22 protein-coding genes and 1 pseudogene are annotated in these 26319 nt (G+C 54.8%); 5 read left to right on the top strand and 18 right to left on the bottom strand.

What is annotated here, in order from left to right; translation table 11 throughout:
- The 3 genes from HYU99_04585 to HYU99_04575 form a co-directional block, all read left to right on the top strand.
- Nucleotides 1–1127, top strand: a 1127-nt coding sequence (locus HYU99_04585; protein ID MBI2339631.1) for a hypothetical protein, incomplete at its 5' end; no start/stop codon positions are given.
- Nucleotides 1128–1211: 84 nt separating this feature from the next.
- Entirely contained in the window at nucleotides 1212–2846 is a 1635-nt protein-coding gene (locus HYU99_04580) for an Ig-like domain-containing protein (protein ID MBI2339630.1), read from the top strand.
- Nucleotides 2847–2891: 45 nt separating this feature from the next.
- Nucleotides 2892–4079 carry a hypothetical protein gene (locus HYU99_04575; protein ID MBI2339629.1) on the top strand — a complete coding sequence of 396 codons (1188 nt, stop codon included), beginning with the start codon at nucleotides 2892–2894 and terminating at the stop codon, nucleotides 4077–4079.
- On the opposite strand, the gene HYU99_04570 is transcribed toward HYU99_04575, so the two are convergent.
- From HYU99_04570 to HYU99_04500, 15 genes are all read right to left on the bottom strand, one after another.
- On the bottom strand, nucleotides 4061–5260 hold the full coding sequence (locus tag HYU99_04570; protein MBI2339628.1) for an MFS transporter: 1200 nt from the start codon (nucleotides 5258–5260) through the stop codon (nucleotides 4061–4063). The two genes, HYU99_04575 and HYU99_04570, sit on opposite strands and share 19 nt — an antisense overlap.
- A complete protein-coding gene (gene cyoE, locus HYU99_04565) occupies nucleotides 5260–6114 on the bottom strand; it encodes a protoheme IX farnesyltransferase (GenBank protein ID MBI2339627.1) in 855 nt (284 codons plus the stop codon). Before cyoE ends, HYU99_04570 begins: the two co-directional genes overlap by 1 nt.
- Nucleotides 6115–6141: 27 nt before the next feature.
- The gene (locus HYU99_04560) at nucleotides 6142–7119 is read right to left on the bottom strand and encodes a COX15/CtaA family protein (protein MBI2339626.1); all 978 of its coding nucleotides are present in this window, start codon (nucleotides 7117–7119) and stop codon (nucleotides 6142–6144) included.
- A 133-nt stretch (nucleotides 7120–7252) separates the two neighbouring features.
- On the bottom strand, nucleotides 7253–8023 hold the full coding sequence (locus tag HYU99_04555; protein MBI2339625.1) for a cytochrome C oxidase subunit IV family protein: 771 nt from the start codon (nucleotides 8021–8023) through the stop codon (nucleotides 7253–7255).
- 7 nt (nucleotides 8024–8030) lie between these two features.
- Nucleotides 8031–8663: a cytochrome c oxidase subunit 3 family protein gene (locus HYU99_04550; GenBank protein ID MBI2339624.1), complete on the bottom strand. Its 633-nt coding sequence runs from the start codon at nucleotides 8661–8663 to the stop codon at nucleotides 8031–8033.
- A gap of 4 nt (nucleotides 8664–8667) precedes the next feature.
- Nucleotides 8668–10281: a cytochrome c oxidase subunit I gene (ctaD, locus tag HYU99_04545; protein MBI2339623.1), complete on the bottom strand. Its 1614-nt coding sequence runs from the start codon at nucleotides 10279–10281 to the stop codon at nucleotides 8668–8670.
- Nucleotides 10282–10284: 3 nt separating this feature from the next.
- On the bottom strand, nucleotides 10285–11289 hold the full coding sequence (gene coxB, locus HYU99_04540; GenBank protein MBI2339622.1) for a cytochrome c oxidase subunit II: 1005 nt from the start codon (nucleotides 11287–11289) through the stop codon (nucleotides 10285–10287).
- Between the two features lie 85 nt (nucleotides 11290–11374).
- Nucleotides 11375–12190: an SCO family protein gene (locus tag HYU99_04535; protein ID MBI2339621.1), complete on the bottom strand. Its 816-nt coding sequence runs from the start codon at nucleotides 12188–12190 to the stop codon at nucleotides 11375–11377.
- 2 nt (nucleotides 12191–12192) lie between these two features.
- Nucleotides 12193–13365 (bottom strand): molybdopterin oxidoreductase, encoded by a 1173-nt coding sequence (locus HYU99_04530; protein ID MBI2339620.1) that lies wholly within the window; start codon nucleotides 13363–13365, stop codon nucleotides 12193–12195.
- 17 nt (nucleotides 13366–13382) lie between these two features.
- A complete protein-coding gene (locus HYU99_04525) occupies nucleotides 13383–13973 on the bottom strand; it encodes a cytochrome c (GenBank protein MBI2339619.1) in 591 nt (196 codons plus the stop codon).
- A complete protein-coding gene (locus HYU99_04520) occupies nucleotides 13918–14454 on the bottom strand; it encodes a DUF3341 domain-containing protein (protein ID MBI2339618.1) in 537 nt (178 codons plus the stop codon). The genes HYU99_04525 and HYU99_04520 overlap by 56 nt, the downstream gene beginning before the upstream one ends.
- 3 nt (nucleotides 14455–14457) lie before the next feature.
- Nucleotides 14458–15861: a polysulfide reductase NrfD gene (nrfD, locus tag HYU99_04515; protein MBI2339617.1), complete on the bottom strand. Its 1404-nt coding sequence runs from the start codon at nucleotides 15859–15861 to the stop codon at nucleotides 14458–14460.
- 30 nt (nucleotides 15862–15891) lie between these two features.
- Nucleotides 15892–19098 carry a TAT-variant-translocated molybdopterin oxidoreductase gene (locus tag HYU99_04510; protein MBI2339616.1) on the bottom strand — a complete coding sequence of 1069 codons (3207 nt, stop codon included), beginning with the start codon at nucleotides 19096–19098 and terminating at the stop codon, nucleotides 15892–15894.
- Between the two features lie 10 nt (nucleotides 19099–19108).
- Nucleotides 19109–19651 (bottom strand): cytochrome c3 family protein, encoded by a 543-nt coding sequence (locus tag HYU99_04505; protein MBI2339615.1) that lies wholly within the window; start codon nucleotides 19649–19651, stop codon nucleotides 19109–19111.
- 1078 nt (nucleotides 19652–20729) lie between these two features.
- Entirely contained in the window at nucleotides 20730–22139 is a 1410-nt protein-coding gene (locus HYU99_04500; GenBank protein MBI2339614.1) for a hypothetical protein, read from the bottom strand.
- 144 nt (nucleotides 22140–22283) lie between these two features.
- Here HYU99_04500 and HYU99_04495 point away from each other — a divergent pair, with 144 nt between their 5' ends.
- Nucleotides 22284–22637: a cytochrome c gene (locus tag HYU99_04495; GenBank protein MBI2339613.1), complete on the top strand. Its 354-nt coding sequence runs from the start codon at nucleotides 22284–22286 to the stop codon at nucleotides 22635–22637.
- 8 nt (nucleotides 22638–22645) lie between these two features.
- Nucleotides 22646–23023 (top strand): Co2+/Mg2+ efflux protein ApaG, encoded by a 378-nt coding sequence (apaG, locus tag HYU99_04490; GenBank protein MBI2339612.1) that lies wholly within the window; start codon nucleotides 22646–22648, stop codon nucleotides 23021–23023.
- A gap of 128 nt (nucleotides 23024–23151) precedes the next feature.
- Here apaG and HYU99_04485 read toward each other — a convergent pair whose 3' ends face one another.
- The 3 genes and pseudogenes from HYU99_04485 to HYU99_04475 form a co-directional block, all read right to left on the bottom strand.
- Nucleotides 23152–24027: a TonB C-terminal domain-containing protein gene (locus HYU99_04485; GenBank protein ID MBI2339611.1), complete on the bottom strand. Its 876-nt coding sequence runs from the start codon at nucleotides 24025–24027 to the stop codon at nucleotides 23152–23154.
- Nucleotides 24028–24134: 107 nt separating this feature from the next.
- A pseudogene (locus tag HYU99_04480) lies at nucleotides 24135–24519 on the bottom strand (acyl-CoA thioesterase).
- A gap of 4 nt (nucleotides 24520–24523) precedes the next feature.
- Nucleotides 24524–26299, bottom strand: a complete 1776-nt coding sequence (locus HYU99_04475; GenBank protein MBI2339610.1) for an AarF/ABC1/UbiB kinase family protein — start codon at nucleotides 26297–26299, stop codon at nucleotides 24524–24526.
- Nucleotides 26300–26319 lie beyond the last annotated feature (20 nt).

Genomic DNA, 26319 nt, shown 5'->3' with positions numbered 1-26319 from the left:
CGGCTATTTTTTTGTTCGGCACCGATTTTGCCTCGTCCGGACAGCTTTATACGGCCGAGTATGAGGAGGCCGCCGATCTGTCCAATACAGGAGTCACCGGCCTTGGTTCAAGCGCCGTCATCCGGCTGTTTGACGGACTGCTTTATGTTCTTCACGACGGTTTTTCCATCGCCAGCTCCGACAACATCCAGATTCTTGACCCGGCAAACGGCTTTGAAACGATCGGCCAATGGTCCACCGGCAACGGCACCAACCCGCAGGATGTGGTGGTGATTGGAGACAAGGCCTATATTTCCCTCTACAATCCGGAAAATGACGCAGACAATATCGATGGAGAGGGAAATCCCGGCGATGTCGTTGTCATGAATATCGAGACCGGTGAAATTGAAAAGCGCTTGAGTTTTTTTGATTTCTTGAACGATGACGGCAACCGCACCGCCCGTGCGGCGTCGATGGTTTTGGCGGATGGTTTGATTTATTTCTGTCTGCAGGATTTGGAGGGGGATTCCTTCGAGCACAACACCTCCGGCAAAATCGGCATTGTCAATACATCAACGGATGAAGTGGAAGGGGCGATCACGCTTCAGGGAAGAAACCCGGTGGATGTTGTTTATTCCGGGGATGAAAACAAATTGTTTGTCGCCCTTCAGGCCCCCTACGATTACACGCTGGGGAATTTTGACACCTCCAACGCCTATGGCGGGGTTGAGATTGTTCCTCTGGCCGATCCGGAAGATACCATTCTTTTGGCCGACGAGGATCTGGGGGGCCGACCCGGCCTGGGGGGATACATCGAACGTCTGGCCGTCTCTGACGATACGCTGTTTATTGTGGTCTCGGAGATGGATTCGACCACTTTTGAATTCACCTCCGAGATTCTCTCGATGTCTGACGGGGCCGAAAGCGCGGATGAGGCCTCGGTATTTGTCGAAGGAAGCTCCGATGTCCGCGAGATTTCAACCGACGGCAATAACCGCCTTTGGGTCTCGCGCCGCCGCATTTCGGCCGACGACGGCTCCGCCTCGAATCCGCAGGTGGACGTGTTCGATCTGGAAACCGGCAATCTGATCGGTGAAACAATGGAACCCGAGACGCCGGCGACATCGATTGCGATAGGGGAAATATAAGTTGTCACCCCCGCGAAAGCGGGGGTCTAAGTGTTTTTGGGGAATTATGGATTCCCGCTTACGCGGGAATGACGGATTAATCAAATGGACAGAAGAACATGTTTGATTGTTGTCTGTCTTGCCGCCAGCGCCTGCGGCGAGGGCGAACGGTTTTCCTTTTCATCAACAGGCGGCAGTTCGGCCGGTGAAAGCGACGGAGGGGAAGTGTCCATTCGGGAAATTTCGTTTCAAGAAGATTCCACCATTTTACTCGACACGGGCGAAGTAAAACAGCTCAAGCTATCGGTTATTCTCTCCAACGCCGTTGCCTATTCGGATGTGACGGATAAGTTTGACGGCCCGGGAGACAGTCTGGATGGAAGCATTGCCTGGTTTTCAAATAATGAGGATGTTGTGCAAGTGTCGGATGAAGGCATCCTGACAGCCGTCGGGGAAGGGACGACCGGCATCAAGGCGACCCTTGGGGTCAAAAGCGCCGGCCTATCTATTGTGGTCGAATCGAAAACCGTCACCTTGTCGGCGCTTCAATTTCACGACCAACTGGTTGAAGTCTCTGCCTGGGACCCCTTTGTCCTGACTCTGGACGCCGCTTTTTCGGACGGTTCGTCAACCGACGGGGCGTCAGCCGAAACGGTCATGGCGTTGGCTGACTGCGACGTGGTTTTCTCCTCCGTCAAAAAAGACGTTGCCTTGATCACACAGGAGGGGGAAGTCTGGCCGGTCGCCGAGGGGAATGTGGCGATGAAGGTGGAGTGCGGCGGATTTCGCGACGCCATGACCGTCCGAATCAGCGGTCTTCCGGAGCGGGAAGAAGCCGAAGAGGAATTGGTTGAGTCGATAAAAGTGACGGTCGATTCTTCCAACTGGGTGGTGGGAGAGACCCGGACGCTCAAGGCCGAGGTGGCCTTTAACACCGGGACGGTGAGCGGTGTTTCCACTTTCTTTGTGACCCCGTCGGGCAACAGCGGGGAGGTCGAGTGGTCCAGTTCGGACGGGGGGATTCTTGCAATCAGCGAAGGGAAGGCGGAGCTTTTGGCCTATGGAGAAGCGATTGTTACAGCGCGATATCAGGATTATGCCGATGCGGAGCGAGTTTATGTTCATATGTCCCCGGAAGATTCCACAGAGGATGCCGACCGGTTTTTAAGCGACAATGACGAATTCATTATTGAATATGGGACAAACGGCGGTTATTCGAGCCACCTTTTTCCGGAGATTGTCTACGGCATGCCGCAGACCGGAGGGACGCATGTGGTCTCGTTTGGCGGCGGGGGCTATTTTCTGGTTGTCTTGAACAATTACGTCGTGGTCGACGGGCCGGGAGTTGATTTCACCGTTTTTGAAAATGCCATCCAGTCGGATATGTACGGCAACTTCGCCGAGCGGGCGCAGGTGTATGTGAGCGCGGACGACGATGATTATTTTTTCTTCCCCTGCGACGATGACGATCCGGACGAAATCTATTCCGGATGTGCCGGGGTCACGCCGGTGAATGCCGCGGAAAATCCCCTCGATCCGGAAGTCTCCGGCGGGGATTCGTTCGACCTGGAGGATGTCGGCCTCGCGCAGGCGAAATATATTTTGATCGTCGACATGGACACCTGCTCCCCCGACGACCCGACTTATTACGACTTGAACGGGGATGCATTGTGTGGCATAAGCGGCGAGCAGGGCTTTGATCTCGACGCGATGGCGATTATCAACGGAGTGAACGAATGAGGGCGTCCGCCTCAGGCGGACGCCCCTACAAACAAGGAGAAGACTATGTGGGCTTTAATTTTGGCGGGGCGTGGTGTGGTTGGTTGTGCCGGCAATAAAGAAGAGGGGCAAACGACCTCCGCTCAACCGGATGATTCGCAACCGCCGGCGCCGCCGAGCGGATTTGATCTTGTCGATTCTTATCAGGTGGCGGGGGAACTGCAGACCCTTTTTTCGGCTGACGATTCTCTCTGGGCCATCAGTTACTTTTCCGGCCAATACGGTGTTGAGGAACGGGTCGATGTTCAAAACCTTGATAGCGACAAAACAATCCCTTCTCTTCCCCATGCCGATCAGCGGAGTTACGGCTGGACCGGTCCGCTTAAAATAGCAGGGGAGGACGTGATTGCGGCCATCTATCAGAGCAATACCGGCTATCATTCGCAGGATGGAACGCATCATGGGATTATCTTGTTTGATACCGACGGCAATCTGCTTGCCGATCACGATCTCTACGGCGCCTTGGAAGCGAGGGGCCCGAGCGCGTCGGTTGTGGATCCGGATACCGGCCGGCTTTATGTCCTCATCAACAATCAGGGTGACGTATCCTCCGAATACGACACGGTCGATTTCGGTTCTTCGGCAATCGTTGAGATCGCCGAACCGTTGAGCGAAAATTCAGGTTATCGCCTGATCCCGCTCGCAAGCTTTAAAAATGCCAGCGCCATGGCCCTGAAAGACGGCCAACTGGTCGTTGCGGCGGCCAACAACACGTTGGACGATTCCAGCGGGACGAGCTTTCTGGTTTTTGTGGATCCTGCTACGGATGAGATCAATCCGGTTTTGAACATCCCGGATGGCGTCGGATTAAACGGCAATGTCCCGGCATCTACGGACGGGAGGCATCTCTTTACGGGGAGCAATGCCGACGGTCGCTCGCTGGCTCTTTTATCGGCCGATGATGAGGTTCAGGAAGTCGACCTGCCGGACGGTTTTCAGGTCTATGTCGCCAATGCCCAGTTTGTGGGATCGTCGCTCCTGTTTAATGTGACTCAATCGTATACCGAAACCTTATTGATGGATCCCGACAGTGGAGATCATGAAGTCGTTCAAACGACAGGGCCGGTTCAGTTCGGGATTTCACCGGTCCTGTTGAGCGGCAATGTTTACTGCGACGGCGCTTCGGGAACCGATATCAGCGCTGAAGGGCTAATCTATTCGCAAATCAATTGTTATCAGGCAACTTGGGAATAGGCGACAGCTGGCTCCTTGCCATTCCACACCTGTTTGCCGAGGGCGACAAGAACCAGCGCGGCGGTAAAGAGGATGCCTGCCGCGACAAATGGGGCGGTGATGCCGATGTGGTCAAACAACACCCCCGCCGCCACCGGCCCAAAAACGCGGGCGAGGCTTCCGGCCGATTGATAGATTCCCATCGTTGACCCCTGAACCTCCCGCGGGGCATGGCGCGAAACAAGGCTGGAGAGCGAAGGATTGGTGATCGCGTAGCCGACCGACTGCAATAAAAGAAAAATAATAAAGGGCGCGATGGCGTGGCTTAAAGCCGCAGAAAAGAGAGTCACCGCCATGATGCCGCACCCCGCGAGGACCAAACGGGCCTCCCCCATCCATCGTACCAGCCTTCCAATCGCCCCCCCCTGAATCCCCACCAGCGCCAGGGCCATCAGGGCAAGGATCAAGCCGGCATGAACGGCATCCAGATGAAAACGGGCAAGCAGAAAAAGGGCAAACGAAGTTTCGAGCTGGGCAATTCCCATGGTGACCACAAAAAAGAGAAGAACCGCCAGCCCGGTTTGCGGCGTTGTCACCGTTTTTCTCCACGCCGTCCATGAGAGATGGGAACGATGCACGGCCCGGATTTCGGTGCTTAAGGGGGGTTCCTTAAGGACTTTGAGGGCAAAAAGAAAATTCAAAAGCGCCAGAACTCCAGCGGCATATCCCGCCGCTCCATATCCCCAGCGCGAAAGAATTCCCCCCAGGGCCGGACCAAACAGAAACCCAAGGCCAAAGGCGGCGCCGATCATCCCCATCCCTTTGGCGCGATCCTCCGGTTTTGTGATGTCGGCAATGTAGGCGGCGGCGGTTGAAATGTTCGCCCCAAAAAACCCGGCCAAAAGACGCGCGGCAAAAAGCCAGACGAGCGATTTGGCAAAACCCAAAAGGGCCATCGAGGCCGAGATCCCGACCAGGCAGGTAAGGATAACCGGCCGCCGTCCGATCCGGTCGGAAAGGCTTCCCCAAAAGGGGGAAAAGAGAAATTGCATCCCGGAGTAGCACATCATCAGCCAGCCAAGGGTTGTCGCCTGTGCGCCGAATGATTTGGCATAATAGGGAAGAATCGGAATCACAATTCCGAAGCCGACCAGATCGATGAAGACGACGAGGAAGATGGAGATGAGGGGATTTTTTTTCATCAGGAAATCAAATGATCGACAATCAGAATCACAAACAGCAGAAGCAAATAGGCAATCGAATAGCCGAATAGTTGCCAATACGAGCGAATGGTTTTCTTTCGGTAAATCTGCACCGCCTCCCACATAAAAAAGGCGCTTAAGATCAGGGCACTGATCAGATAAACCATCCCGGCGGCTTTTAAAAAATACAAACTGGCCGAGAGCGGCAAAAGCGTCATGGAGTAGAAAAGAATCTGTTTGCGCGTCGCCGCATCGCCGGCAACGAGTGGAAACATCGGATAATTGACCTTCGCATAGTCCTCCTTACAGCAGAGGGCCAGCGACCAGAAATGGGGCGGTGTCCAGAAAAAGACGATTGCAAACATCACGACGGCGGCCCACGAAAGGAGGCCAGTGGCCGCGGCCCAGCCGATTAAAGGCCCGGTCGCACCGGCGGCTCCTCCGATGACGATGTTGTAAGGAGTTCGGGGTTTGAGCCACAATGTGTAATAGAAGCTGTAAAAGACGATCGTCCCGAGGCCGAGAAGGGCGGCAAGAGGTGTGCCCCAGTGCCAGAGGAGACAAGTCCCAATCGCCCCGATGACGACGCTGAAGATAAGGGCGGCAACCGGCTTGATTTTCCCCTGCGGAAGAGGGCGTTTTTTGGCTGTTCTTACCATCATTTTATCAATGTCCCGTTCAAAATATTGATTAAAGGCATTGGCCGAACCGCCGATCATGAAAATCGCGGCCACGAGCAACCACATCGTTGCCGGTTTGGCTCGCAGGCTTCCCTCCATGATGAGAGCGGCCAGGCCCGTAACGGCAAACAGGAGGCTGATCCGCGGTTTAGTGAGGTTTAAATAGGCAAGCATCCGACCGAGGCTTATAAATTTTATTCCTCAAGACGTCAATCGCCTTGCGATTTGGTCATTCAATGCAATCACCGTGAGAAGCAATAAGGCGGCCACCGCATTGTGAGCCGTTGCGATTTCAAGCGGGCGGATGAAGAGAACGGTGGAGATTCCCAAAGTCACCTGGGCGATCAGAAGCAGTATCATTATAATAGAGGTCGCCTTGACGCTTTTATCTTCAGCCCCGGTCAGACCTTTGACCGCCAAAAATCCCAGAACCAAAAAAGTCACGACCGCCCCAAGGCGGTGCAGAATATGAATGGCCACGCGGGCCTCGTTGTCGATAGCCCCCAAACTTTTCCACGGATCAAAGGCATGGGCCCAGTTCATTTGGGGCCACCAGCTTCCCATGCAGGTGGGAAAATCGGGACAGGCCAACGCCGCATAGTTGGCCGACACCCAGCCGCCGAGGGCGATTTGGAGGATGAGGATGATAAGGGCGGCAATGGGTGCAAACGGTAGGGGCAACCCCCTGTGGTTGCCCTGCATGTCGGGCGGCCACAGGGGGCCGCCCCTACATGTCAACGTCAACCACCAGCACAATCCCAGCGTCGTCATCCCCCCCAGCAGATGCCCCATTACCACCAGCGGATTGAGCAACAGAGTGACGGTCCACATGCCGAGTAGTGCCTGAAAAATAACGGCGCCCAAGAGAAGAAGAGGGAGAAGGAAGGGTTGCCCCGGTTGGCGTCGCCGTTTGATTGAAATGATCGCGATAACCAGGATGAAAAGACCGAGCGTGCCGGCAAAATAGCGATGGATCATTTCGGTCCATGCTTTTTTTATGTCAATCGGTGACTCGTAACTCGTGACTCGTGACTCGTGACCCATGACCCTTGGAATCATCTGCCCATAACACCCCGGCCAGTCGGGACATCCAAGACCGGAGTCGGTCAGACGGGTGTAGGCGCCGAGGATTACGACGACAAGGGCGAGGATGGTGGCAGTGAAAAAAAGGTGTCTCATATCTATCCGGCAAACAAAGAGAGTCCCTTTGTCTTCGCAATTTTCGTAAGCCGCTTAAGAGTTGGATTGTCTCGCCGGTAGATGTGGCTGGCGGGAACGAAAATTACTTCGTCAAACGGCCTCTCTTTGTTTGCTACTGTTTTTCCTTCACCATCCGGTCGATCGCGAAATCCACGGGAATCTCCGGCAAGGCCTGTGACGATGCCGCGGAAGCCCCTTCGCCCAGACCGATCAGTTTCAAGGTATCCGGAGTGTCGGAAGGAGTATTGGGCGAGAGAGAACGGACAAAGTGGACAAGCGCCCAACGATCCGGGATCGACAGGCTGTTAAATGGGGGCATCGGTGTCCCGGCAATTCCTTCGCTCACCGTTTTGAAGACCTGTGCCGGGGCGCCTCCCTGTTTCCAATAACCGGAAGTAAAATCACGCGGCCTTGGATTAAGCGCAACCCCCGCCGGGCCGTCCCCTTTTCCGCCCGCGCCATGGCAGGCCATGCACTGCGCCATGTAAATTTCCTTTCCCTTGGCAATCTGCTCGGCTGTTGAGTGACGCAGTTTTTCCATCAGGCCGGCCTGATTGCCGGCAGGCGCCTGCACCGCCGTAACCGGCGCCGCCGCCTCCGTCGGCCGAAAGAGTTCGTCGCTGGCAGTCAGGCCGACAAAAATTCCCAGAAAAACAAAGGCCGCGGCAAAAACAACCTGGTTGACCCGGTTGTCGTATTTCAAATGCATGAAGTAGAGGCAGACGAGCGTTGCCTTGATGGTCGCAATCCCCATGGCGACAACGATGTTGAAGATGCCGTAATTGTGATAGGCGACCCAAACGGTGATAGCGGAAAGGATGAGAAGAATAATCCAGACGGCGACATACGATTTTTTGTGGTCTGCGTGGTGTTGTTGAGTCATGGTTTTTTTATCCAATCAAATACAGCAAGGGAAACAGATAAATCCAGATCAGGTCCACCAAATGCCAGTAAATTCCGGTCAGTTCCACCGGGGTTGAATAGTGGCTTCCAAAATGCCCCCGGTTCGAACGAATCAGCACCCAGAGAATCAACCCCATGCCGACCAAAACGTGCGTTCCGTGAAGGCCGGTCATCATGAAATAAAGCGAGAAGAAGAGGTCGGCCTTGGGATGCGTGATTTCGGTATTGGTAAAATGCGCGCCGGGAAGAAGACCGTCATGAAACTTGTGCATGTACTCAAAATACTTGATCACCATGAACGTGGCGGCAAACATCAGCGTCAGCAGGAGATACTGGCTGGCCCGGTTGCTTTTGTTGTGCTGGGTTTTATTGACCGCCATGGCCATGGTGAAGCTGGAGCAGATAAGGACCAGCGTATTAACGAAACCGAGGGGGCGATTTAAATGATGGCTTGCCTCGTGAAACATGTCGGGATACATCGCCCGGTAAATGATGTAGGTCACAAAAAGCCCGCCGAAGAGAAGAATTTCGGTCACCAAAAAAAGCCAGAGGCCGAGCTTGGACGATTCAAAGGCCTGTTCGGCACTGTGGAAATGATGGGGGACGACATGTTCGGCCATAAGTTTAAGCTTCTCCTGTTGTTTTTAACTCACCGTATTCGTAGGGTCCCGTGGTGATGACCGGCTCTTTGTGAAAGTTATGCGTCGTGGGAGGGGACTCGATGGTCCACTCCAGCGTCTTTCCCCCCCAGGGGTTCTCCGAGGCCCTTTTCCCCTTGAAGAGCGACCAGATGAAGTAGATGAACATAATCAGCATTCCGGCGCCGATAAACCATGAACCGACGGTCGAAGCGATGTTCAACGGCGTATATTCGGGGAGATAATCGTGATAGCGCCGCGGCATCCCCATCTTGCCCAGCCAGAACTGCGTAAAGAAGGTCAGGTTGAATCCGATGAAAGTGAGCGCACAGGAAAGCTTTCCCCACTTCTCCGGATACATTCTCCCGAACATCTTGGGCCACCAGTAGTGAAGGCCGGCCAGCAACCCCATGACCGTCCCCCCCATCATCACATAATGGAAATGGGCCACGATAAAATAGGTATCGTGCAGGTGAACGTCAACCGAAATGGCCGCCAGGAAAAGTCCGGTGAGGCCGCCGATCGTAAACAGGAAGAGAAAAGAAAGCGCATAAAGCATCGGCGTCTTTAGCGAGATGGAGCCTTTGTACATGGTCGCTGTCCAGTTGAAAACCTTGATGGCGGTGGGAATGGCCACAAGCATGGTCAAAAGCGAAAAAAGAAAATTGGCCAGCGGCGACTGGCTGGAAACAAACATGTGATGCCCCCAGACGATGAAACTGATGCCGGCGATGGCGAGGCTCGAATAGGCCACGGCGTGATAGCCGAAGATGTGCTTTTTCGAAAAAGCGGTGATGACCTCGCTGACGATGCCCATGCCGGGAAGGATCATGATGTAGACGGCCGGGTGGGAATAAAACCAGAAAAAGTGCTGGAACAAAACCGGGTCCCCCCCCAGCTTGGGGTCGAAAAATCCGATGTGCAAAACCCGCTCCATCACCAAAAGAGCGGTGGTGATGCCGATCACGGGGGTGGCCAGCACCTGAATAATCGCGGTGGCGTAAATGGCCCACAAAAACAGTGGCATCCGGTGAAAAGTCATCCCCGGAGCCCGCAGTTTGTGAATGGTGGTGACAAAATTAAGCCCCGTTAAAATACCCGAAAAGCCCAAAACGAAAACGCCAAGAGTCGCCAGAATGACACTGGTGGCGGTGCGAATGCTGTAGGGGGTGTAGAAGGTCCATCCGGTATCCACGCCGCCGCTGACAATCGAGAAAACCAAAAGCAGGGACCCGGTGACAAAGATATACCAGCTTAGGAGGTTGAGCCGCGGGAAGGCGACATCCTTGGCGCCGATCTGGATGGGAAGGAAGAAATTTCCCAGCGCGGCCGGAATAATCGGGATGATAAACATGAACACCATGATGGCCCCGTGAAGGGTAAAAAATTTGTTGTAGGTGTCGGGCGAGAAGAAGGGGCCCGGCTTAAACAATTCGAGCCGGACAAGCATGGCAAAAATCCCGCCGACGGCGAAAAAGAACATGGTTGCAAACAGGTACATGACCCCGATCCGCTTGTGATCGAGGGTGGTCATCCAAGACCAGATTCCCTTTTCTGCATTGATATAATTCTTGTGATGATCGTTTGAATCGTAAGCCATAAATTAATTCCTAAGCGATTTGATGTACGTGACGAGCGCGTTGATCTCATCATCCTTCAAAGTTCCCTTGTACGTCGGCATGACCGGCGGGAAGCCTTTCACTAGTTTGAGCTGGGGCTCCATCAACGATTCACGGATGTAGTTTTCATCGGCCATCACTTTCGATCCGTCGGCCAGTTCGACTTCGTGACCGAAGACTTCTTTAAGTGAGGGGCCGACCAGAACCTGTCCCGACACCGAATGACACGCGGTGCATCCCTTTTCGGCAAAGAGTTTTTTGCCCCGTTCCACCGGATTTTCCACCACGGTTTCGGGAGCTTGTCCTGCCGTCGTTTCGGCGGCCCCCGCAGGCTGAATGCCCAGACTCTGTTCCACCTCCCAGGTGGTCTGCCAGCGCTGATAGTCTTTGGGTTCCATCACCTTCAGTTTGGCCAGCATTTTGGAGTGGGCGGTTCCACAATATTCGGCGCAGAAAACCTGCTGTTCCCCCACGCTGGTGGCGGTAAAATCAAGCTTCGTGTAGGCGCCGGGGACCACATCCTGCTTGAGCCGGAAATTCGGGACGTAAAAACTGTGCAGAACATCCGCCGAGCCCATAATCAGACGCACCGGCGTCCCCTTGGGAACAACCAGCTCATTGACGATCTTTCTGCCGTTGGTGTACTCGAATTCCCACAGCCACTGCCTGGCCATGACGTTGATTTCGAGGGCATTAGGGGACGATTGAATAATTTTGGAATAATCCTTCCACCCCCAGTAGAAAATCACCATGACGATGATGAACAGAACGCCCGCAACCGACAGTTCGGTGGGGGTATGCCCGGTGATGTAGGGAGTCGGCTCGCCTTCGCGGCGCCGCCGGAATTTCCAGATGAAGTAAACCATGCCGCCGACAATAATGACAAAGCTGACAACGCTTACCCAGTGGATGAAGTCGTAGAGGGCGTCAACCTTGGGGGCCATCGTGGAGGCCTGGGGAAGCTGGAAGATTTTGAAGAAGTCAACCATAAGAGAAATGTCAAATTCCAAAGGTCAAATGTCAAATCAAACAACAAAGTTCAAATGACTAATTTGTTTTTTTGATATTTGAACTTCATTTGGCATTTGAAATTTGGCCTTTGACATTTTTTTTTCGCACCAGATTTGCAACAAACAGGCCGAGTGCAAGCACCGTCACTCCGCCGCCCGCCTTCATCAGACTTGTCGCAAACAGCGCGTATTTGCGGCCTTTGGGGTCGTAGTGGTAGCAAAAGAGCAAAAGCTTATCAACCACATTTCCAATTTTTCCGTTGGCCGCCTCGAGTAGGGCCAGCTTCACATCGCGCGGATTGAATTCAATCCCGTAGAGCGTCCGCGAAATTTTTCCGTCGGGGGTCAAGACAAAAATCCCCGCCCCGTGCGCAAACTGCTTCTGGTCGGCGTCGTATTTGAACCCGAAGCCGGCCTGATCGGCGATTTTCCTTATGTTCTCCTCCTGCCCCGTGAGAAAATGCCAGCCGTTCGCCGCCTGCGGGCGTCCATATTTCTCGAGATAGGCCTTCTTTTTCGCCCCGGCCAGATCGGACGTCTCCTTGGGATCGATGCTTAGGGTTACCACCTGAAATTTGTCTCCCACCGTCCAGAGCATTTGGCTCAACGTCTGTGAAAAACCGTTCAACAGGAGGCCGCAAAGATTCGGACATTCATAATAGGCGAAAATCAGGATGACCGGCCGTTTGCCGTCGAAATAGGTGGAGAGCGGGAGCTCATTGCCTTCTTCATCCGTGAACGGGACATCCAGGGAAATTGATTTGCCAGGATGTTCCGTAATCCCCACGCCCTCCAACTCCACGGGGAGTGACTCCGCCGCGAAGGCGCTTATGGAGACCAGGACAAAGAACAGGGCAAAAAATAGATGATGCAACTTCATAATTATTGATGATGATGCAAGCACTGTTCAAGCCAGGGATCCTGCACGGGAACCACGTTGACCTTGCGCAGGAAACCGCCGACACTCAAGAAAAAGATTCCGGCAAACCCCAGAAACATCCCGATTTCCATGAACCCGAACACCGGCTTGTCGAAATGGGCTGGAAAGACCATCCAGTAGATGTCCAGCCACTGGGCCCCCAAAAACCAAAAGGCAATAAACATCAGCCAATTTTCTTTTCGTTTGGCCGGACGGGAAACCAGCAGGAAAAACGGAATGACAAATTTAACCAGCATCAACGCCACCGACACCGGCTTCCAGGCCCCTTGAGTCCGGGCGATCATGTAGGGGGTTTCTTCCGGCAGGTTGGCATACCAGATAAGCATGTACTGGGAAAAGGCGATGTAACCCCAAAAAACCAGAAAGGCAAACATCAGTTTGCCCAGATCGTGAAGGTGGTCGTCGGTCACAAAGGGGGCGAGGATCCCTTTTTTCCTTAAAGCGATGGTCCAGATCGCGATCATTGCCAGCCCGCTGTAGAAAAGACCGGCCCAGCAGTAGACGCCGAAGATGGTGGAAAACCAGTGGGGGGCAAGCGACATCATCAAATCGACGGCAACAAGGGTAAAGGCAATGGCAAACAAAAGAAGAAAAGGCGCGGAAATTTTTGTGTTTAACAGCGTGAGGCGGGCCTCGCCATTTTTGTCCTGTTGAACGGAGTTTTTGACCATCCAGCCTCCAAGCCCCAAGGCGACGGCAAAAAGCAAGACCGCGCGGATGACGAAAAACGGGACATTGAGGTAGGCCTTCTTGAGGCCCAGGAGAGGATCTTCTTCCATAATATGGGGATGGGTCCATTCGTAGAGGTGGTGACTGCCGAAGAGGAGGACAATAAACAAAACAGCCGCCACGGGGAGATACGCAATGAACGCCTCACCCACCCGACGCACCGTCACGCTCCAGTACGAGGCGGTGATATGCTGAAGAGCGGCAAAGAAGACCCCGGCCAGTCCGAGGCAGAGCCAGTAAAAATAGTTGAGAAGGTAATTGGACCAGGCCCGGTCGGCGTCGATTTTGAGGCCGGTGATGAAGGCGACGGCGCCGACGACAACGAGGAGGGCGAACAGGGCCTTGAGTTTTGCAGACAGTTCAAACGATTGTGGCTTTGGAATCATAGGGGAGTTACTCCTTCTTACGGATATGTCCCTTCCCGCAATTCCTTCTTCAACGCCTCCACATCCTCCCCGGTCGGGTGCGCCGCGCGCCGGAGAGCACGTACATAATGGATCGCCGCCCAACGGTCGTCCGGCGGGATCTGGGAGGCGTAGGATCCCATCAGATTTTGCCCGCGGGTGATGACATGGAAAATCCGTCCGTCGGGCCAGTTTGCAACCTTGTCGGAGGTGAGCGCCGGCGGCCGCGGAAACTTGGGAACAATCGAGCCGTTTCCATCCCCCTTCGCCCCATGGCAGACAATGCAGGTGTTGTTGTACACCTTCTGTCCCTTCATGATATTTTCTTTGGTGAACGGCAGGGGATTTTTTAGTTCCAGCCCCGCCGTCTCCCCCTCCCCCACCGAATAAGGATAAGGGGCAAACCCCCGCGGAATGGCCCCCTCCGGCGGGAGGCGCATCGGCTCCTCGTAGGCCTTGACGGCGGGCGAATCCATCATGTTCGGCATGAATTCGAACGTCGGTTTGGACCGGTCGCTACAGGCGGCCACGCCGCTAGCGGCCAAACCAGCCAGCACGAGCGCCGGCAATATTTTTAATCTCCTCGACATGGCACTCCTTTAAAAGACGGCGAAGGATGGCTTCGTCGAAACAGGGATCGGTTTCGTCCACGAAAAGGCCGAAACGGTCGTCCGTCAGGCGCGGATCGAGCGCCGCCCGGCTCATGTTCGGCAGTCGACAGGCGGCAAACAGGATGAGCGTGGTCAAGACACCGCCGATCAACACCATGGATTCAAAGGTAATGGGAATAAAGGCCGGCCATGAGATAAGCGGTTTGCCGCCGACATTGAGCGGCCAGTCGACAGCCGAGGTCCAGGCCTGAAAAAGAAAACCGAGGCACCAGCCGGTCAACCCCAGACCAAGAGTGGCATAAGGGATCCACGAACGCTTGAGCCCCACCGCCTGTTCCAGGCCGTGAACGGCGTAGGGCGTAAAGGCGTCGAGTTTCTTCACTCCCAGATGACGGACCTTTTTCACCGCAGACAAAAGGCCGTCGGGGTGGTCGAAGATGGCTAGTAGTCCTTTTTCCATAAGCTAATCCGTCCTTGCGACAACTCCCGCGTACATTTCGGCCCGCGCCTCTTTCCGGCCGATTTTCATGATCGACTTCACCTCAAACATGGCAATCGTCGGCATGAACCGGCAAAACAGGAGAAAAAAGGTAAAAAAGAATCCGAAGGCGCCGAGGGTGATTCCCCAGTCGTAGCGCGTGGGATAATAGGAGTCCCAGCTCGACGGCAGAAAGTCGTTGTTGAGCGAGGTGACGATGATGGTGAAGCGCTCAAACCACATGCCGATATTGACCAAAAGTGAAGCGACAAACATCACCGGCACCGACCTCCGCCATTTTTTCACCCAGAATATCTGCGGCGTCAACACGTTGCAACTCATCATGATCCAGTAGGCCCACGCAAACGGCCCCGAAACACGGTTTAAAAAAATAAAACGCTCGTAGAGATTTCCCGAATACCAGGCGATGAACAGCTCCATCAGGTAGGCATAGCCCACCATCATTCCGGTGAGGAGCATGATCTTGTTCATGTTTTCCAGATGATAGAGGGTGATGTATTTCTTGAGCTTGAATACCTCCCGCGCGATGACCAGAAGGGTCACCACCATGGCGAACCCGGAAAAAATGGCCCCCGCCACGAAATAGGGGGGAAAGATGGTCGTGTGCCATCCGGGCAGGATGGAAACCGCGAAATCAAAACTTACAATCGAGTGCACCGAAAGAACCAGCGGGGTGCTCAAGGCGGCCAAAAGGAGATAGACCATCTCGTAGTGGTTCCACTGCCTGGCCTGCCCACGCCAGCCGAGAGAGAGAATTGTGTAGACGAATTTTCGAATCCGGTTTTTGCACCGGTCGCGCACCGAGGCGAGGTCGGGCACCAGCCCCGTATACCAGAACAAAAGCGAGATGGTGAAATAGGTGGAGACGGCGAAGACATCCCACAAAAGGGGTGAGCGGAAGTTGACCCAGAGTTCGCGCTGGTTTGGATAAGGGAGGAGCCAGAAGGCGTACCATTGCCGCCCTACATGAAGCAGGGGAAAAAGCCCGGCGGTCATCACGGCAAAGATGGTCATCGCCTCGGCGGAACGGTTGATGGCGGTCCGCCATTTTTGGCGGAAGAGGTAGAGGATGGCGGAGATCAGCGTCCCCGCATGGCCGATACCGATCCAGAAGACGAAGTTGGTGATGTCGAAGGCCCCCCATCCCACCGGTTGATTCAAGCCCGTGACGCCGATCCCTTTGCCGATAAGGCCCCAAACCATCACCCCCCCCACAAGGAGCGCCGAGAGTGAGAGGACCAGGCAGACATACCATTTTTTGGTTGGAAAGGTCTCCAGCGGATTGCAGACGTCTTTATTGACATCCGCCAACGTTAAGTCCGGTGCGACGAGAGGTTCCTTGACGATTTTTCCGTCCTTGATTTCCATTTATTTCGTGGATCGTTTTTTTACGATTCACTATCCACTATTCCGCACCTTCGCCAAATAAGTCACCTGCGGCCCCACATTCAGATCTTCCAGCACATGATAGCCGCGCGGCGATTTTTTCATTTTCGACACGAGGCTTTCCGGATCGTTGATGTCGCCGAAAACAATCGCGTTTGTGGGGCAGGTCTGCTGGCAGGCGGTGAGAATTTCCCCATCCCGCACCTTGCCACCTGGTGGCTTTCGTCCCTCGTCCTTTGCCTTGTCTTTTGCGGTTCTGATTCTCTGAATGCAGAAGGTGCATTTTTCCATCACCCCGCGCGTCCGCACCGTCACGTCGGGATTCAGCGACAACTCGAGGGGAGAAGAAATTGCGCCGCGAAAATCGAGGAAGTTGAAGCGCCTCACCTTGTAGGGGCAGTTGTTGGAGCAGTATCGGGTCCCCACACAGCGGTTGTAAACCTGAACATTCAGCCCCTCCTCGTTGTGCATGGTGGCCAGAACGGGGCAGACCGTTTCGCACGGGGCGTTTTCGCAGTGCTGGCAGAGCATCGGCTGGAAGTTCATTTCGGGCTGATCCGCCTCGCCGCCGTAGTAACGGTCAACCCGGATCCAGTGCATCTCGCGCCCTTTGAGCACCTGCTCCTTCCCCACCGTAGGGATGTTGTTTTCCGACTGGCAGGCGACCATGCAGGCATTGCACCCGATGCAGGCGTTCATGTCGATGGCCATCCCCCAGCGGTAATCTTTGTATTCATGTTTCGGCCACAGGCTGGGAAGGGTTTCTCTCTCCGGATTCCCCGCATGCGGGTTCTTTTGATATTCGGCAAAGGTGGTCTCCCGGATGATCGGCCGCCCCTCAACCGTAGGATGCCCCTGCGTGGTTGCAAGGCGTTGGCGTATCCCCGTTTTGCGGATCGAATCGACGGGAAGGACACCCCATTGGGGCAAACCCCCGGTGATTTCCTGCAGAGAACTTAAGTCCACACCGATGTTGTCCCCCACCCGCCCCGCATTTCTCCGCCCATAGCCGATGGCCGCCATCAGCGCCCGCGGGTGCATTTTGGGCTGAAGATGAACGGGGAGTTCCATATCAAAATTTTTTCCATGAAGGGCGACGACATCCCCTTCTTCAATTTTAAGTTCTTTGGCGGTCCGCGGCGCCATCGAAACGTAATTATCCCAGGTGATTTTTGAGAGCGGATCGGGGAGTTCCTGCAACCAGGCGATGTTGGCGCTTCTCCCGTCGAACATCGAAACGGATGGGTAGAGCGCGAGGCCGTAAGCGGCGGCGTCCCTGGCGGTGGCGGCGTCCCTGGCGTCTGACAGACTTTCACGACGCGGCAGAACCGCCGTCGCCGTGTCGAGGAGATCCCGCGGCGGAACGAGACGATCCGGTTCACCGTCGCGGGGCTCTGTGAGAAAGACCCCTTTCTTGAGAGTCTCTTCCCAAAAACCCTCAAAGGCGGCAGGGCCGCCAACCAAATGGTCCGAATGGGCCTTCAAACTGTCCGCCAACTTCTCCGAAAAAAGCACAGAATTTACAGAAGAAGGACCACCGGCGGGCGCCATCGGATAGATGTTGTCCTGCCACCATTCACGCAGATAATCGTAACCGCTTGCAAAAGGGAGGGAACCCCACTGGATGAGCGAATCCTGAAACGAGCGGGTGTCGTAAAGGGGGGCAATAACCGGCTGGGCGATGCTGAAAATTCCTTTCTGCGGACTCGCATCGCTCCATGCCTCCAGATAATGCGACGGCGGACAGACAAAGTCCGATTCGAGCGCTGTTTCGTTGATGCGGTCGGCAATGGTTACGACCATCGGCACTTTTTTGAGCGCCTCTCCAAAATTCAAAGAGGGAGGAAGCGAGTAGAGAGGGTTCGTATTATAGATGAAAAGGGCGCCGACGGTTCCCCCGTTCATTTCGTCGATCAAATTTTTAAGCGAGGCAAACGAACTTTCGGCCTGATTTGAGGGGGCAACGGAATAATCAATGGTAGCGCCGTCGTTTTCGAGAGCCGAATTAAGCAGATTGACGGCCACCTGCAGGGCCAAGCTGTTTGCCCCCTTGATTGCTCCGCCCAAAACAATTCCATGCCCGCGCGCCTTCAACAGGCTGTTCGCGGTATGACGCAGGGAGTCTTCGGATATTCCCGTTTCTTTCGCAACCGATGCGACATCGTATCCGTTCAACGCCTGGATGACATCGGTTCGTTTCGCATATTTCGATTGTCCGCGCTTGACGATGATCTCATGGGCGAGGCTTAAGGCGATGCTCAACTCGTCTCCCGGTGTGACGGCAGAATATTCATCCGCATTCGATCCGGTCAGGCTTAATGCCGATTCGAAAACGACAAGCCGCGACATTTGTCCTTTTTCCACCTGCCGGCCTTTTGCAAAACCGGCAGAAAATTCCACCGGCGAGAGCCATGTGCCAAGAAAATCGGCGCCAAACGAAACGATGACGCTCGCTTGGTCGAAGCGAAAACGGGGGGTTACTTTTTGCCCGTAGGCGGCCTCCTGCCCCAGCGCCACCTCTTCCGGGACGACCCCCTCGTATTCAACATGGGTGGCAACGCCACTGGCGTCGGCAGATCCGACAGAGGCCATAAAATCGGCCATCAGCCGGCGCGTGGAGGGACTGGTGATCGTTCCGGTCAAGAGATAAATTTTTGCTCCGCTGTCTTTGGTTACGCCACGAGTGGTTTTGGCGAGATGATCTTTGATCTGCCGGTCGGCCTCGGCCCATGAAAGGTTCCTGAAGGCGCCGTTCCCCCGCGGCATTTTCACCGGATTTTTAAGCCGGTCCGGATCATACAGATTAAGAATGGAGGCCTGGCCGCGGGCGCAGAGGCGCCCCCGATTCATTGGATGCCGGTCGTTTCCTTCCAGCTTGATCGGCCGCCCCTCGCGGGTTTTCACCAGAAGGCCGCAGGAGGCGGAGCACTCGCCGCAGGTGGAGGCGTAATGGTCGGCCGTTCCGGGGATGATTTCCTCCGGCTGGTTCACGTACGGGATGATCTTTTCCACCGGACGGCGCGAACAGGCGGTCCCGGCCAAAAGGAGGCTTGCCCCCATCACCTTGAGAAACGAGCGCCGTTCCATCTCGGTGACGACCTGTTCTTCCGGCGGGGCGACAAATTCCTTGCCGAGGCTCATCGTATAGGCAGGGAGGCGTTCCAGCTCCTCAATGCTCCCCCAATATTTTTTCTCTGTTTGTTCCATGTTTTTCACCATCCGCCATCCCCTAGTTATGACACGTATAACAATCGGTCGGCCCCTTCATGTCCTCCCCTTTCGGCCCCTTGGGGGGCCTCCGGTGGCAGTTCACGCAAAAACCCATCTGCAGGGTCTCTTTTTGGACGATCTTTTCCATCTGCGCCACATTGCCGTGGCAGGTCTCGCAGGCGATTTCTTTGGCGACATGCCTCTTATGGTTGAAAAAGGCATGGTCCGGCAGATCGTGGATGCGCACCCACTCGATCGGCTTCCCCTCCTTGTAGAGCCTTGTCAATTCCTGAATATACGGGCTGTCCGTTTTCACCACGACATGGCAGTTCATGCAGATATTCATGCTCGGCACTCCCGCGTGGCGCGACTGCAGAGCGCCCGAGTGGCAGTAGAGGCAGGGGATCTTGTTGTCCCCCGCGTGGATTTTGTGGGAAAACGGGATCGGCTGTTCGGGGGAATAGCCGGTGTTGTTGCCCAGTTTCCACCAAAATTTCAAAACGAGCCCCACGGCGACAAGAGCGACCAGACCGCCAAATGCCAGAAACCGTTTGGAAACCACCGGGGAGCTCCTGTTTTGAAAAATGAATGATAATTCAGTTTAAAATGTGCCCGTCATTTGCCACCGATCAGGGGTGATTGCAAGAAAAAAAGCTGATGCAGGTCAGCTGATTTCTCCCGTTTTTTTCAGCCAACCTTTCCTCTTTGCCCGCTCATTAACCCCCATCCGTTTGGGGTTTCATCACCCAAAATAGAGGCAGTTCTGCCTATTAATTAGGCAGATTTTGCCGGATGATCTTTGAAAAGATCAATAATTTCAAACGCCTGCCTTATTGGCGCTTTGGCACTGAATTTGCTTGAGAATAGGTGCAGAGGTGATGGACGCCATGAGGAAATATCTGATCATTTTGATTTTTTTTATCGGGACGCTCGCGGGTGCGAAGGCCGAGGCCACCCTCGGCAAAATGAAGACGGCCACCCTTTGGGGGCGGCCGGTTTCGTACCGCTATATTCCCATCAACAACAGCACCGTTCGCTACGACGGCACCTCCTATGTGTATGCCGACAAGAAGGGAACCCGGGAAAACCGGCTGGTGTTGAACAGCGCCTTTTTCAGAAAGGAGGCGGAACAGATTTTTGCGGATTTTGAAAAAAAGCCGGATTTTCCCCCCGATCAGACGGTTGATCTCGCGGAGTTTGTCGCCGTCCTGACCGACGCGGAAGAGCGTCTCAAACAGGGGGACGGGTTGACCGGCGAGCAGAAGAAAATACTGCTCACCCATCTGGAAGAACTCGAACGCCAGCTTCAGTATTCTGCCTGGTTTCCCGTTTACCAATCAGCCAAAAATAAGAGCGATTTTATTGGCGCTTTTGCCGCCGTTCGCGCAAAAACGATTGAATACCACGAACTGTCCCACCTGCTCGATGAGAGTGAATGGGCGGATATTGCGGGGAGAAATTCGTCTCTCAAGCGGGATGACGCCGTTTTCTGGAACCAGACGGAGGTGCGGGCTTTCTTAACCGAGCTGGCCTACGGCTCCAATCCGCGCGATTCGGTGTTTCAGACGGTATCCGGCGCCGTGGATGAAATCAGGCGGGGAAGGAACATGGATTTCAGTATCCAGAAGTTGAACGAGGTTTTAAAGATCGTCTCCGAGCTGGTGGGCGGGCAGGACGGCTTTGCCTACCTCTGTTGTCTCACGCCGACTTATGCCCGCACGATTGCCCAGAGGCTCTACACCGATTTCCGCATGGCCATCCGGCTTGCCGTCGTCCGCCCGGCGGCGTAAAACAGCAATCATTCCTTTTGTTCCCGCCTGTCCACCGACGATTTTTTGTGTTCCGATAAGTGTCATCGAGGTTACCTCACCACCGCTGTGACCGCCGAAGAACATTGTCGCCTTTCCCTCCCGGCCGAATTGGGAATCGAGGCGGCCGTTGGGCAAAAGACGGGCGAGGGCGATAAAGCCGGTCCCTGACCGGCGGCTGTCGCCCTGCGACTGGCTGTCGCCCGCTAACCGGACGTCACCCGCCGCCACAAGGCGTCCGCGGGTGTCGATGGCAAGGGCATGGACGGCGTCGATGCCGTTTTTGAAATCGACAAATTGAATCCCGTCACTGCCGAAGGTTCGGTCCGGTTTTCCGTTTGGCCGAAGGCGGGCGATGAGAAAGTCGGTGTCGCCGGCGGCGCGCCGGGCGAAGCCCGCGACCACTATCCTCCCATCCGGCTGGACGACGACGGAAGAACAGATATTCTGTTCCCGCAAAGCCCCAACGCGGGCCATGCCGCTGTTGCCGAACGTTTTGTCCCGCCGGCCGCCGGCGGTTAAGGCGATGACAATGCATTCTTCCTTCCCGGAGGCTTTATTATGCACCGAGCCGGTGGCGATGATTCTTCTCTCCGATCCAAGGGCCACACCGTAAAGACGGTCATCGCGCGTTTCATCAATCCGCACAATGCCGTTTTTTCCAAAAGTTGCATCCGGGAGTCCATTGGGGCGATAGCGCGCGATGATAAAGTCGCTGTCGTCGTTTTCCTCGGTGAATCCGGCTGAAACAATCGAGCCGTCGCCGGTGGCGCCGCCACTTGGCGTCGTTGCGATAAAGTGGATTTCGTCCCGGGCGCCGATATCCGTGATGACCAGGCCGTTTGTTCCAAAGTTTAAGTCCAACTCCCCATGGGGGTTGAGACGGGCGAGGGCGAAGTCGGACGCCAGGGACGCCGCCGCTTTTTTTCCTTTTCGGGTGAATCCCGCGATGATGATTTTTCCGTCCGGCCGGATGGCCAGACCGTAGAGATATTCCTTTCCCCCGGCATCAACGCGGACAACGCCATCGCGTCCGAAGGTTCTATCGACGGTCAGATCGCGGTTTAAGCGGACAACGGCAAAGTCGGCCTTTTTTCCCCGCCCGGCAATGCCGGCGACGATGATTTTTTCATCGGATGTGGTTTTAAGCATTTCAACCCGGTCGATGCCCGGGATGATTGTCTGTGCCGATGCGGCGGGGCAAAGAAGAAGAAAGGAGATGAAGGTAAAAAAAACGGGCATATAAACGCCTGCAAATTCTTAAAGAAGATGAAGGGGAAAGGCAAGACTTAAGGCATGCCGCCGAAAAACCCGCTTGACGGATGCCTTCAGTTGCGGAGAATGGCGCCGTTACCCGGAACCTTATCAAACAAAGGAGCTCTAACCATGAATCTCATTTTTTCTCTTCTGTTTCTCCTCCTCGCCTCTCTGCCTGCATGGGCGCAGACGGCGGGCGACCCCACAGCGGGCAAGGCGAAATACGACATGTATTGCGCCACCTGTCATGGCGCCGGAGGGATGGGGGACGGCGCGGCATCGGTGGCGTTAACCCCCAAGCCCCGCAACTTCCAGGATCCGGTCGTGATGGGCAAAAAAACCGACGCCGACCTGAAAAAGGTGATTAAGGAAGGGGGGGCGGCGGTCGGCTTATCGACCACAATGCCCGCCTGGGGGACGGCAATGACGGATGTCGATATCGACAACGTGATTGCCTATATCCGAACCTTGGGGAAAAAATAGATATGTCCATGGCCACCACCCGCGGCGTTCGTGTTCAGGTTGAGGCCGAATACCTCCCCGGCGAGTCGGTCCCGGAGAACAACTACTATTTTTTCTCCTACCATGTGACCATAACCAATCAGGGGGAGGAGACGGTCCAGTTGCTCAACCGGCACTGGATCATCACGAACGCCGACGGAAAGAAGGAAGAGGTCCGCGGGGCGGGGGTTATCGGCCAACAACCTCTGCTTCATCCCGGCGAGAGTTTTCATTATTCCAGCTTTTGCCCGCTCGCCACGCCGGTGGGGACCATGCAGGGCTCATACGAAATGGCCGCCGAAGGCGGCGGCCGGTTCGACGCCGCGATCGCCCCGTTCACCCTCGCCATGCCCGGGATGCTACAGTGACAGTGGCCGGAGAGGGGGCCTTCCGGCTACGCAATTTTTGTAAGCCGTCCGAAGTTTTATTGTCTCGCCGGCTCTATGTCCGGCGGGGAACAAAAATTGCTCCGCCAAAATGCCCCCTCTCCGGCCACTTACAAATATACAATAAACGTCCATGCCATGTGGATCATGCCGTCTTGTTCCAGAAGATTGGCCGGCGGGGCGGAAAAGGGAGCCGAGGCGCGGACGGTACGGATCCCTTCCTTGTCGTAACTTTCAATCCCCGATGAGCGGATCACCATCAGCTCGGCCAGTTCTCCGTTGCCGTCGACACTCACCCCCAGCACCACGTCGATCTTCCCGCGCGAAATTTCGTTGATCCGGCCCCGAAGCGCGGGCGCCGGGTTGAAGGTGAGCTTGAACTTCCTTTTGAGCTCCACAAAATAGCGGATGTTGGAATTCCCCAGCGTGTTTAAGTAGGTTCTGCCGCCGATTTTGTAGTCGGGAAAATAATCATCCGTCGACGAAGGGGCGGAATCCATCACCTCGTCGGGAAGCCCCGGCAGATGCCGGGAAGGCGGAGGTGTCTGGAAAATGTCTTTCATTCTATCCGGCTGACGGGCGGCGTAGAGCTCTTCTTTTGTCTTGAACGATTCGGCCGGCCGAACCGGCTCAGCCGGTTTTTTTTCGGTAGCCGGTTTTTTCTGCGGAACAGCCCGAGCCGGGCTGGCGGCCGGAGGGGCCGGGTTCACCGTCTCCTCCGGAACTTTCTGGCTGTAGAGGGCCTGGGCGGAAGGTTTTTCCGGCGTTTCCTCTTTTGGCGGTTGAGGAATGTCGGCGATCCTCTGCGGGAGTTCCATTTTTTTCAACTCGACCCAAATAGGAGGCGGTGTGGGCGGCGGCTTTAGCGAGGCGAGTTTGTCCAGACCGCTCCGGAGAAGAAAAAAAAGAAGAAGATGGAAAAGGACGGATGTAAAAAGAAAAAAGGTGATTTTGCGGCGGTGATTTGTTGAAATAAAGAAATTCATGAAATGTCAAATGACAAAACTCAAAGTTCAAAGGAAAAACCAATTTCAAATGTCAAATTTGACCTTGTCGTTTTGAAATTCCTTTGACATTTGAACTTTGACATTTTTCATTGCTTTTGCTGAAGCCTGGCTTTTCTCCGTTCCTCCCCCTCTTTATACCACTTTTTCTCCTCCTCTGTCCGGATCAAAAGCGGCGGGACCTCGGAACGAGGTCACACGGACCCCGATTTCCATGGAGGTCCGGCCGGTGTAATTAACGTTTGCCTGCAGGATAACGATCTGTCCCAGCCTGACGGGCGAGATGAAATCGACGGCATCCATCGAGGCGGTGACGCACATCTTTCGGCAGTGGCGGAAGGCGCAGATGGCGGCAGAGGTGTCGATCCAGGCCATGACCTGCCCGCCAAAGATGGTGCCAATGGCATTGGTGTGCTCGGGCATGACCAGCTCGGTCATTTCCACGCGTGATTCGGAGGGCGCTTTTGGTTGCATACGGCTATCTCCTGTTCTTGAACAAACTCCAAAACAAGACGAGTCCAAAAAATCCCGTGCCAAACTTCAGGCGTGTCACCCATTCCATATTCCCCTCCCGGTGCATTAGATACGCCATGGTCGATCCGAGGATAATAAGAAGGGTGTAGATGAGCTGATGCGCCGAACGGTAGAGCTTTTCGTCCTGTTCGCGCTGTTTTTTGTCGTAAAAAGAAATCTTTCCCTCTTCGAGCCTGCGGATCAGTTTGTGCAGATCGGTGGGGAGGCTGATATAAGAGATGATCAGTTCCCGGCTGGCCTGCAAAATTAAATCGGTCACCTTTTTGTCTTTACCCAAAACAAACTGCTCCACGTACGGAAGGATGATGTCCATCGGGTTCAACTGGGGGGCCAGGTAGGCCGTAAGGCCCATCATCAAAATAAGCGCCCGTTCCAGAAGAATCCAGTCTTTCGGAACATGGAAGGCGCCGGTCAACTCGCGCAGGCTGATATCCTTTTTTTTGAGCTCGATGATGTCGCTTAAATGCTGAAACTGGGAGATGTTGATCTCGCGGAAATTGTCGATCTTGATCCCCTTGATTTTGCCGTAGAAGTACTCCACCACACGGTCGAAGGTCTCCTCGTTTTCCCGTTTGGTGATAAATCCCATCTCCTTCATCGCCATGGAGATGACGCGGGTGTCTTTTTTGATGAGCCCCTCCACAAAAAGGGCGATGCCCGATTTGATGCGCGGCGAAAGGGTTGCCGTGGCGCCGAAATCGACCATGGCCACCTGAAAGCCCACTTCATTATTTCCCTCGCCCCTTTGGGGAGAGGGTGGTCCGCCATGTATTTGTGGCGGACCGGGAGAGGGGGAGGCAGGGATAATGATAATATTCCCTGGATGCGGATCGGCGTGAAAAACGCCGTCGATGAATATCTGTTTGCAGTATGAGTGGATCAGCGAAACCGCCACCTCCTGCGGGTCGATGCCGGCCCCCTTCAAAGCCTCCAGATTGGTCACCTTGATCCCGTCGATGAATTCCGCCGTCAGAATTTTTTTGCTCGACAAATTCCAATGGACTTTTGGAAAGACATATTTGGGATCGGCCCCGAAATTGGCGCGAATCCGCTCCAGATTTTTCCCCTCGGCCTCAAAGTCAAGCTCCTGCAAAATCATCTGGGCGCATTCGTTGTAGATGTTTTTGAGGCCGTAGTTTGGAAAAATAAAATTCATCAGTCCGAAAATCTTGCGGATGGTTTTCAGATCCTGCCGGACAATCCGGTCAATGTCGGGGTATTGGAATTTAACCGCCAGTTTGGCCGAGGCGGCCTGCCGCGTGGCGGCTTGCCACGTGGCGGCCTGCCGGGCATCGTCCTTCGCATGGGCGACATGCACCTGCCCCAGCGAGGCGGAGGCGATCGGCGTTTTTTCAATCGATTTGAAAATAGCCTCCGGACTTTTGCCGAAGTCGGCAAAAAAACGTTTCTTCATTTCCTCGTAAGGGTGCGGGGGGACGGCATCCTGCAGTTCCTCAAGTCCTTCGGTCAATACCTGCGGCAAAAAGTTGGTCATCATCGAGAGGGTCTGGCCGATTTTAATGTAGAGCCCTTTGAGTTTTAGAATATTGGCGACAATCCGCTTGGCCGTTTTCTGGTGCGTCCGGAGCATCAAGCCTTCCGTTCGCGCCTCGGAGATGATTTTTCTCAAGAGAAAAAGAAATAGATACTGCCCAAGGATCAAAAAAGTGATCCAGTAAGCGCGCAGAAACCTGAAACGGGAAGGTCTGGGGGAAGACATGCGGGGAGTCTATCCAACGG

It is taken from the genome of Deltaproteobacteria bacterium (genome assembly GCA_016183175.1).
Classification (GTDB): domain Bacteria; phylum UBA10199; class UBA10199; order UBA10199; family SBBF01; genus JACPFC01.
This window is presented reverse-complemented; position numbering and strand designations above follow the sequence as displayed.